This window comes from Ghiorsea bivora (genome assembly GCF_000744415.1).
Classification (GTDB): Bacteria; Pseudomonadota; Zetaproteobacteria; order Mariprofundales; family Mariprofundaceae; genus Ghiorsea; species Ghiorsea bivora.
Genome location: NZ_JQLW01000013.1, coordinates 79,619 through 88,038, shown reverse-complemented (window position 1 = coordinate 88,038; position 8,420 = coordinate 79,619). Strand labels below are relative to the sequence as shown.

Sequence of the window (8,420 nt, the reverse complement as noted above, 5' to 3'; positions counted from 1 at the left end):
AAAATGGGATGATAAATTCCCAACTATTAGTCAAATGTGGCGCAGACATTGGGAAAACCTAATCACTTTATTTGATTACCCTGATGATATTAGGAAGGCTATTTACACGACCAACGCCATTGAATCACTCAATAGCGTGGTACGCAAAGCAATCAAAAATCGTAAGGTGTTCCCAACTGATAATTCAGCCATGAAGGTCGTGTATCTAGCCATTGAATCAGCATCCAAAAAATGGACTATGCCAATTCATCACTGGAAAGCTGCGCTTAATAGGTTCATGATTGAGTTTCCAGATAGGATGCCTGAGAAGTTTTAGGTAATGAATTTACACAGAAGGATTTACAGGGTCGAGGATATCCCTATCACCAAACCCTTTTAATTGCATAAGCATCCATCGCCGCATCACAGCCTAAAATAGTTAGGTTTTCCAATTGGCTTTGAGCCATGATTAAACGGTCAAATGGGTCTCGGTGATGCCAAGGTAATGTGCTTACGGCTAAAGCATGTGCAGCTTCGATATTGATAAGCTGTACGCCATTGGTTTGCACTTGTTCATTAATAATCTGCACAATAGGCTGTTGTAAAATAAGTTTGCCAAGGCTTGCTTTGATAGACATTTCCCAAATGCTGGCAACGCTTAGAAATAATTCATTATCCGTATCTAAAATGAGTGACTTGGCTTTTTCGCTAAGTTTATCATCAATCGATGCCATCCAAATCAGTGCATGTGTATCCAATAATAAACGCATGATTACATATATGCCGAGAAATCATCCAAAGGCGCATCAAAATCATCGGTCATGGTTATTTTTCCTTTTGCCAAACCAAGCTGACGCGTCACTTTTTGTTGCTGTAACGGTACAAGTTTGACCACAGGCTTATTGCCTTTGGCGATAATCACTTCTTCACCATTTAAGGCTTCTTGAATCAGCTTGGATAAATTGGTTTTCGCTTCATGGATATTGATTTGATGCATAAGAAACTCCTACGGTAAAGGAAATTTAGTCCACTTAGTTAGCTAAGTCAATATATGTGTATAATGATAAGATTCTATTTTTGTAAGTTGTCTTCGTATAAGATTGCTCAAAATATGAAATTTTCCAACACCCTATTTCCTCCGCAATGGTCACAAAACACATGAATAATAACGATAACAATATGAGCAGAAAGATTGAATTATTAGCCCCTGGTGGTGGTGTTGAAGCCATTAAAGCTGCTGTGATTGCGGGCGCAAATGCGGTTTACTGCGGCTTGGATAATTTCAACGCTCGCAACCGCGCTGCCAACCTTTCCTATGATGACTTAACGGGCGTGATTCGCTTAGCGCATAAATACGATTGCGATGTGTTTTTAACCGTAAATGTGGTGATTCTGGAACAAGAGCTGCCTAGTCTTATCAAACTATTGAATAAATTGATGAACTCAGGCGTGGACGGCATCATTGTGCAGGATGTTGGTATTTTTAATCTGGTGAAGAAATACTTCCCTACTTTGGATATTCACGCATCCACCCAGCTCACCACGCATAATGAAGGGCAAATCAAATTCTTGGGCAAGCTTGGTGCATCACGCCTGAATTTGTCGCGTGAATTGAATATCCATGAAATTAAAACATTAACTGCCGTTGCACATGACTATGATGTGCTTACCGAAGTGTTTGTGCATGGTGCATTGTGCATCGCGTTCTCGGGGCAATGTTATTCAAGCTCGGTTAGCGTGGGCAACTCGGGCAATAGGGGCAGTTGCAGCCAAGCGTGCCGTGATGAATATGAAATCACCGATGCAGGCAACCGCTTCCCACTAAATTTAAAAGATAACTCCGCATATTTTGACCTACCCCAATTGGTAGATGCACAAGTGGATTCATTAAAAATTGAAGGCCGAATCAAAAATGCTCATTATGTGTATACCGTGACCGACACTTGGCGCAAATCCATTGATAGCTTTGTGGCATCAGGTCAGCTAGCGCCTGATGACTCCAACTTACACCGCGTGTTTAACCGTGATTTCACCAACTCCTTCCTGAAAGGCAACCTCGCCAAAGATATGTTTATCGACAATCCTCGCGACCACAGCATTGAACATGCAGTGAAAAAAAGCAGCGCTAAAACTGTGATACAAATTCAAGAAGTGAAAGATGGCTTGTTTGCCAAAAAGAATGAACTGGGCGAAGAATTGAATGAAAAAATTCAATACCTCAGCATTGCCAAACAACCCTTACAGCTCACTTTCTCTGGGCAATTAGGCCAACCCTTGCGCCTAACCTTAACCATTGGTGATACTGTGGATGGGATTGATACACATAAAACCCACACCTTGCAGACCGAATCAACACTGCGCACGACTAAGGAACTACCCATCACCCAAGCTGTGATTGAAAAGCGATTTAAAAAATTTGCCAGCCAAGATTATAATATCACAGGTTTTAACTGCACAGACCTTAGCGAGGGTTTAAGTATTCCCTTTAAAGAACTCACCCAGCTTAAAAACCAAGCTGCATATATATTAAATCATGAGATTGAACTTGTGCCATTTGTAGATATTCCGCCTCTGCAAAATCATACTAAACAAGATGCAAAACACAGTATGTCTATTCTTATCGCTGATGAAAAAGATGTGAGTTTATGTGATATCACGGATGCAGATGTGTATTTCAAACTGCCTGAAAGCTGGAAAAAAGGCTGCGATAAATACATTGATATTTTTAAGCGCCACCCTCAGCTTATTCCGTGGTTTCCTGCGGTATTGATTGGTAAAGATTATGATGAATCGGTGCGTTTATTAGAAGAAATTCAACCTGCCCGCATTGTCAGCAATAACACAGGCGTGGCATATAAAGCCTATGAAATGGGTATTGAATGGATTGCAGGGCCTTTCTTAAATACCACCAATTCTTATGCGTTACTCACGCTGCAAGAAGAATTAAACTGCGCGGGCGCATTTATTTCAAACGAAATCAATCGCATGCAAATCAGAAAGATTTCACGTCCAGAGAATTTCAAATTGGTGTACAGTATTTACCATCCCATCTTATTGATGACCAGCCGCCAGTGTTTCTTCCAGCAAACTGTAGGCTGTAATAAACCTACAATTGAAGATGGGTGTATGCTCAAATGTGAAAAGGCGACCACGATTACCAATGTGAAAGGTGTATCATTTGCCGTGGATAAACAACGCGGCGGTTATCCAAGCATTTATAATCATGAGCAATTTTTAAACACAGATATTGTCACTGATTTGGGCGAATTGTTTGATGAATTCTTTATCGATCTCACCAATATCGGTTCAGGCTCTAAACAAGAACATAATAAAGCCGAGCTTCTCAAACACTTTGAAAACCTTATCCATCAAGCCAGTGAAGATGGTAAACAACAAGCCGCCAAACATCTAAGCCAAATGGTTACCCTCTCGACAAGTGCGCAATATATTCAGGGCTTATAAACTCGCCCATGTCATCGACACCTATGCTTGAATTACCCGTGTTGTATTCTTTACAAAACTGCCCCTATGCCATGCGCGCAAGGCTGGCGCTATTGCTTGCGCAACAAAAGGTACAGCTACGCGCGATTACATTAAAAGATAAACCTGTAGAGATGTTGATTGCATCACCCAAAGGTACTGTGCCTGTTTTGGTCATCAACAATGATGAAGTGATTGAGGAAAGTTTAGGTATCATGCTTTGGGCGCTTAAACGCACTGACCCAGAAAACCTGCTTTATGCTCACGATGAAAGTAAACTGAGCGAGATGTTGGAAGTTATTAAAGAAAGCGACGCTGAATTTAAACCTACTCTAGAAAAGTATAAACGTGCCAAACGCTACCACGGCAATGATTTAGAAGCTTGCCGCCTTGACTGCGAGCCTTTTATTCAAGCCCTAGAAAAGAGGCTTACACAGCATGAATTTTTAATGGGTGCTACGCCCAGCTTGCTTGATATTGCATTGCTTCCTTTTATTCGACAATTCTCAAAGGTGAACAAAGCTGAGTTTTCACATGATAGATACACCAACTTACGGCGCTGGTTGCGCCACTATTTGCAAAGCAGATTGTTTGCGAAGGCGATGTTCAAATATCCATTGTGGTTAGAACATCATGAGCAGTGTATCTTGGGTGAGTGAGTAACATGTATATCAAAGGCACTTGTATCGCATCAACCGCAGATGAACACGGCCCCATTTATGTTTATGAAACAAGAACCAGTAGGATTCTCAGCTTTGATCAACAAATCTATCAAAGCAGCATGAAACTTAATGACATTCACGGATTAGACCTTGCCTATACCCAAGCCATGATGGTGGGTTTATTTTTTATCCCCAGTGTCAAGCTAGCCACTATTATGGGGCTGGGCGCGGGCTCTATGACCAAGAGCCTGCTGCATCATTTTCCCGAGTTAAGTGTAGATACGGTTGAATACCGCGAAGAAGTGGCGAACATAACCAAAAAGTATTTTTATTTACCTGATACCAACCGCCTGTCTATTCATATTGATGATGCGGTGAATTACATCAAAAATACAGACATGAAAAGTGATATTATCTTTTCAGATTTATACACCTCAGAAGGCATGGAACCACAACAACTACAATTTTCCTATTTGCGTGATTGTAAAGATGCACTTAGCCAACATGGTGTGCTCGTACTTAATATCTGGAATACCGCACTTGAATCACGAAAAGAACTGGATGATTTACTGGCACTAGCATTTGAAAACCAACTGTTAAGCTTTGAAGCAGAAAGTGGAAACACCATCGTACTCGCTTTCAAAAATGATATTCCTATCATCAAAAGAAAAGCGCTGCTTGCCAAAGCTAAACAGCTACAAGGAAAAATGAATATTCCCATGGAACGTTATGCCAAACTACTTTGGAGAACACAGGGGAATAAGTTTGGGGTTGGTTAGTTCACTCGCCATATCCACACATTATTAAAATATGCTACTTTTTTAGCAGCCTTAATATAAAGTTCTCAAAAATATAAAAGAGTACCCTCCCTTTTTCACAGGTCATAAAAACACATGAATAATAAAACAATAGCAACACACAATGGCAACTTTCACGCAGATGATGTATTTAGTATCGCTGTATTTAAACATATATTGCCTTCTTTTGAGCTGATTCGTACGCGTAATTTAGAGCTTATCGCCAAGGCAGATATTGTTGTGGATGTGGGCGGTGAATACGACCCTGAAACAGACCGCTTTGACCATCATCAACGCGGTGGTGCTGGTGAGCGTGAGAACGGTATCCCCTACTCTTCCTTTGGTATTATTTGGCAGAAATACGGCTTAGAAATGTGTGACGGCAATCCAGACTTGGCTAATGCTTTGGACGCAGGTTTGGTATCCACCATTGATGCCATTGATTGTGGTTATGTTCAAGGTGTTCAAGAAGGTATTAGCCTTAGCCAAACCATTGGCATGTTTAACCCAACTTGGCAGGAAGATAAACATGTAGATGAATGTTTTGATGAAGCCGTTGAATTTGCATCACGTATTTTAACGCGTTTTATTGCAGCTGCTAAAGGTGGTTTAGATGCCAAAGCCATTGTGGCCAAAGCGATTGAAAATGCAGCTGATCCAAGAGTGATTGTATTGGAACAATATACACCATGGAAAAAAACAGTGGTGAACTTATCCGATGAGGCATTATTTGTGGTATATCCATCGCAAACAGGTGAATGGCGCATTCAAACTGTGCCTGCGGAGTTGGGTACATTTGAAAATAGGAAAGAGCTACCACAAGCATGGGCAGGTTTATCCGATAAAGAACTTCAAGATGTGACAGGCATTGATGATGCTATGTTCTGTCATAATGGTTTATTTATTGCGGGTGCAAAATCATTTGAAAGCACCATGAAAATGGCAGAAATGGCCGTTGACGCATAATTAAAGCATAAGATTAGGACAAAGGATTCCCGAGCATGAGCCAAGACTTTGAAATTCAAGTATTTAACCGCTACGAAAACAAAATGGACATTGAAAAAGTCTATGGTGGTGACATGGTTAAATTTGCCTATGGCAACCCCATAGGACGGCTTCTAGCACCTTTTATTGCCAGCAAAATGCTCAGCCGGCTCTACGGAAAAGCACAAGATAGTGTGAAATCTGCACAAAAAGTGCCACCTTTTATTAAAAACTTTGCTATTCAAATTGAGCAATATCAAAAAGGGTCTTTGAAAGGCAACCCTATTGAAACATCCTACCAATCCTTTAATGAGTTCTTTATTCGCAAGTTTAAAGACGGACAAAGAACTTTTACCCCAAAAGATGAAGAAATGGGCGCGTTTGCCGAAGCGCGATACTTTGGGCATGAAAGCATGACCGATGATCTCAATATCCCCGTTAAAGGATCCATGTTGCGCGCTATTGATCTGATTGGTGATGATGAATTAGCCAAAGACTTTATTGATGGCCCACTGATAATTGCGAGATTATGCCCTGTGGATTATCACCGCTACCACTATCCCGATGATGGCAGAACGCTTCAATCTTTTACAGTTGCTGGCGACCTACATTCAGTCAATCCATTGGCGTTAAAATATAGGCACGATATTTTTATCAAAAATGAAAGGCGTGTCTCCATCTTGGAAACGGAACACTTTGGCAAGCTCGCCTATATTGAAGTGGGCGCAACCATGGTGGGTAAAATCGTACAAACCTATGATGAATCTAAACCTTTTAAAAAAGGCGATGAAAAAGGCTATTTTCTTTTTGGTGGAAGCACAGTTGTGTTATGTGGTGAAAAAGGAAAGTGGGTACCTTCCACTGATATGTTAGAAAACACCAAGGCAGGCATAGAAACCTATATCCAACTTGGTGATGTAGTGGCGCGAAAGCCTGCATCTAAAAACCGCAGTACTCAGAAAGGTATGGAGGCTTGAATATCATACTCTGCAATGTCAGGCAGTGAGAATTTGATGGATTCCGCGTGAAGCATTAAACGCTTGTACGCCTCGCTTTGATTAAAGGCTTTATCACCATATTGATTGTCACCCGCAATAGGAAAACCAATGGATGATGCGTGTACTCTGATTTGATGGGTGCGTCCTGTGATGATTTTGATGCGCAGCAGTGATGTATCTTCATGAGATTCAACGGGTGCAAAATAAGATACTGCACGCTTACCTTTCGCTTTATCTACATGCACCGACCAACTGCCATCTTGATGTTTCACCTTAAGCAATGGTGTATCCACTTTTTTATGCCCGCCCTGCCACACACCTTTGACGAGAGCCACATAATGTTTATCCACGCCTCTGTTTTCCTGCTGCTTCTGAAATGCACGTAATGCACTTTTTCGCTTGGCAACCACCAGTACACCCGATGTAGGTCTATCCAAGCGGTGCGCCAATTCCAAATACGGCACATCAGGTCGCGATAAACGCAACAATTCAATCACACCAAGGCTATCAGGCGCACATTCTTGTTGAATCACACCATGCACAGCCAAACCTGTAGGTTTATTGATAAAAATAAACCGCGAATCTTCAAATATAATCGCTGCTTCCAAATCTTGGGCTGAATAGGTGAACATTTGGCAAAACTAACTGACTTTAGACAAAGCTGAAACCATACATGCAGCACAAAATTCCACTGCCCTTGCCAAAAAGCAACTTCTAGCCACACTTGCAGCATGTTTATCCATCACAAACTGGGCTGCAAATGTTAGATTTCCTTACCTTTCAAAGCTTTATCAGCCTGCCTGCACTTTTTATCTTCTATTATCTTGGTGCTTTGATACTGCCCATTATCACGTGGTATTTATGCCTTCAACTCAGTCAAAAGCTGAATATTATTCACCTTAGCCTCAAAAAAGGTCAGCAATGGATGTGGCAATTATTAAATACGAAGCAGAAAAGCATGCTCACCTTATTTTTTATCTTGATGCTAGGATTCATCGAGTTATTTTGGCGCATGATATTTGAATTTCTTATCGCTTATATGCAAATGCACAATGCATTGGAGAAACCCTAACTAACGTTATGCTTATTCCATTTACCTTAAACTGTATGATTGTTGGCATTGCCGTGATGATTCACTATGAAGTGTTATTCCAAATGACATCTGTGATGCCTAAACTCAAAATAAAACATCGCCTACGCATTGTATTTGGCGTGTTTGGTGCTTTGATTGCCCATGTCATTGAAATTTGGGTATTTGCCATCGCATATTACCTGATGCATAGCAGCCCAAGCTGGGGTTACCTCGAAGGCAACTACAAAGGCAGCCTATTGGATGCCGCTTATTTTTCATTCACCACCTTCACCACCCTTGGTTTTGGCGATATTGCCCCACACGGCATACTTCGCTTTTTGGTGGGTATTGAAGCAGTGACAGGGCTTGTCTTGATTACATGGACAGCATCCTTCTTATACTTTGAAATGCAACGCTATTGGCACGACCGCTAAACCAATCAATATGG

Annotated in this window: 11 protein-coding genes; 8 read left to right on the top strand and 3 right to left on the bottom strand. The window is 41.2% G+C overall.

What is annotated here, in order from left to right; translation table 11 throughout:
• On the top strand, positions 1 to 316 hold a 316-nt coding region (locus DM09_RS10915), incomplete at its 5' end, for a transposase (protein WP_198401672.1).
• 46 nt (positions 317 to 362) lie between these two features.
• Here the strand turns inward: DM09_RS10915 and DM09_RS10910 are convergent.
• Together DM09_RS10910 and DM09_RS10905 are read right to left on the bottom strand one after the other, a co-directional pair.
• Positions 363 to 749: a type II toxin-antitoxin system VapC family toxin gene (locus tag DM09_RS10910; protein WP_038251015.1), complete on the bottom strand. Its 387-nt coding sequence runs from the start codon at positions 747 to 749 to the stop codon at positions 363 to 365.
• Between the two features lie 2 nt (positions 750 to 751).
• Complete coding sequence (locus tag DM09_RS10905; RefSeq protein ID WP_038251014.1) at positions 752 to 976, bottom strand: type II toxin-antitoxin system Phd/YefM family antitoxin; 225 nt, start codon at positions 974 to 976, stop codon at positions 752 to 754.
• A 182-nt stretch (positions 977 to 1,158) separates the two neighbouring features.
• On the opposite strand from DM09_RS10905, the gene DM09_RS10900 reads away from it, so the two are divergent.
• From DM09_RS10900 to DM09_RS10880, 5 genes are all read left to right on the top strand, one after another.
• A complete protein-coding gene (locus tag DM09_RS10900) occupies positions 1,159 to 3,441 on the top strand; it encodes a peptidase U32 family protein (RefSeq protein ID WP_038251039.1) in 2,283 nt (760 codons plus the stop codon).
• Between the two features lie 8 nt (positions 3,442 to 3,449).
• Positions 3,450 to 4,118 carry a glutathione S-transferase gene (locus tag DM09_RS10895; protein ID WP_232507822.1) on the top strand — a complete coding sequence of 223 codons (669 nt, stop codon included), beginning with the start codon at positions 3,450 to 3,452 and terminating at the stop codon, positions 4,116 to 4,118.
• Between the two features lie 5 nt (positions 4,119 to 4,123).
• Positions 4,124 to 4,900 (top strand): spermine/spermidine synthase domain-containing protein, encoded by a 777-nt coding sequence (locus DM09_RS10890; RefSeq protein WP_038251013.1) that lies wholly within the window; start codon positions 4,124 to 4,126, stop codon positions 4,898 to 4,900.
• Positions 4,901 to 5,014: 114 nt separating this feature from the next.
• Complete coding sequence (locus tag DM09_RS10885) at positions 5,015 to 5,884, top strand: MYG1 family protein (RefSeq protein WP_038251011.1); 870 nt, start codon at positions 5,015 to 5,017, stop codon at positions 5,882 to 5,884.
• Positions 5,885 to 5,919: 35 nt separating this feature from the next.
• Positions 5,920 to 6,879: a phosphatidylserine decarboxylase gene (locus tag DM09_RS10880; RefSeq protein WP_051938413.1), complete on the top strand. Its 960-nt coding sequence runs from the start codon at positions 5,920 to 5,922 to the stop codon at positions 6,877 to 6,879.
• Here DM09_RS10880 and DM09_RS10875 read toward each other — a convergent pair.
• The gene (locus DM09_RS10875; RefSeq protein WP_051938412.1) at positions 6,858 to 7,532 is read right to left on the bottom strand and encodes an RluA family pseudouridine synthase; all 675 of its coding nucleotides are present in this window, start codon (positions 7,530 to 7,532) and stop codon (positions 6,858 to 6,860) included. The genes DM09_RS10880 and DM09_RS10875 overlap by 22 nt on opposite strands.
• Positions 7,533 to 7,660: 128 nt before the next feature.
• Here DM09_RS10875 and DM09_RS10870 point away from each other — a divergent pair, with 128 nt between their 5' ends.
• Both DM09_RS10870 and DM09_RS10865 read left to right on the top strand, forming a co-directional pair.
• Complete coding sequence (locus DM09_RS10870; RefSeq protein ID WP_038251010.1) at positions 7,661 to 7,972, top strand: DUF4282 domain-containing protein; 312 nt, start codon at positions 7,661 to 7,663, stop codon at positions 7,970 to 7,972.
• 8 nt (positions 7,973 to 7,980) lie between these two features.
• Positions 7,981 to 8,406 carry a potassium channel family protein gene (locus DM09_RS10865; protein WP_038251008.1) on the top strand — a complete coding sequence of 142 codons (426 nt, stop codon included), beginning with the start codon at positions 7,981 to 7,983 and terminating at the stop codon, positions 8,404 to 8,406.
• The last annotated feature ends 14 nt before the right edge of the window (positions 8,407 to 8,420 follow it).

Excerpts from the sequence above, each read along its gene's own strand:
- DM09_RS10910 (WP_038251015.1), bottom strand. The coding sequence starts at position 749 with ATGCGTTTATTATTGGATACACATGCACTGATTTGGATGGCATCGATT.
- DM09_RS10905 (WP_038251014.1), bottom strand. The coding sequence starts at position 976 with ATGCATCAAATCAATATCCATGAAGCGAAAACCAATTTATCCAAGCTG.
- DM09_RS10900 (WP_038251039.1), top strand. The coding sequence starts at position 1,159 with ATGAGCAGAAAGATTGAATTATTAGCCCCTGGTGGTGGTGTTGAAGCC.
- DM09_RS10895 (WP_232507822.1), top strand. The coding sequence starts at position 3,450 with ATGTCATCGACACCTATGCTTGAATTACCCGTGTTGTATTCTTTACAA.
- DM09_RS10890 (WP_038251013.1), top strand. The coding sequence starts at position 4,124 with ATGTATATCAAAGGCACTTGTATCGCATCAACCGCAGATGAACACGGC.
- DM09_RS10885 (WP_038251011.1), top strand. The coding sequence starts at position 5,015 with ATGAATAATAAAACAATAGCAACACACAATGGCAACTTTCACGCAGAT.
- DM09_RS10880 (WP_051938413.1), top strand. The coding sequence starts at position 5,920 with ATGAGCCAAGACTTTGAAATTCAAGTATTTAACCGCTACGAAAACAAA.
- DM09_RS10875 (WP_051938412.1), bottom strand. The coding sequence starts at position 7,532 with ATGTTCACCTATTCAGCCCAAGATTTGGAAGCAGCGATTATATTTGAA.
- DM09_RS10870 (WP_038251010.1), top strand. The coding sequence starts at position 7,661 with ATGTTAGATTTCCTTACCTTTCAAAGCTTTATCAGCCTGCCTGCACTT.
- DM09_RS10865 (WP_038251008.1), top strand. The coding sequence starts at position 7,981 with ATGCTTATTCCATTTACCTTAAACTGTATGATTGTTGGCATTGCCGTG.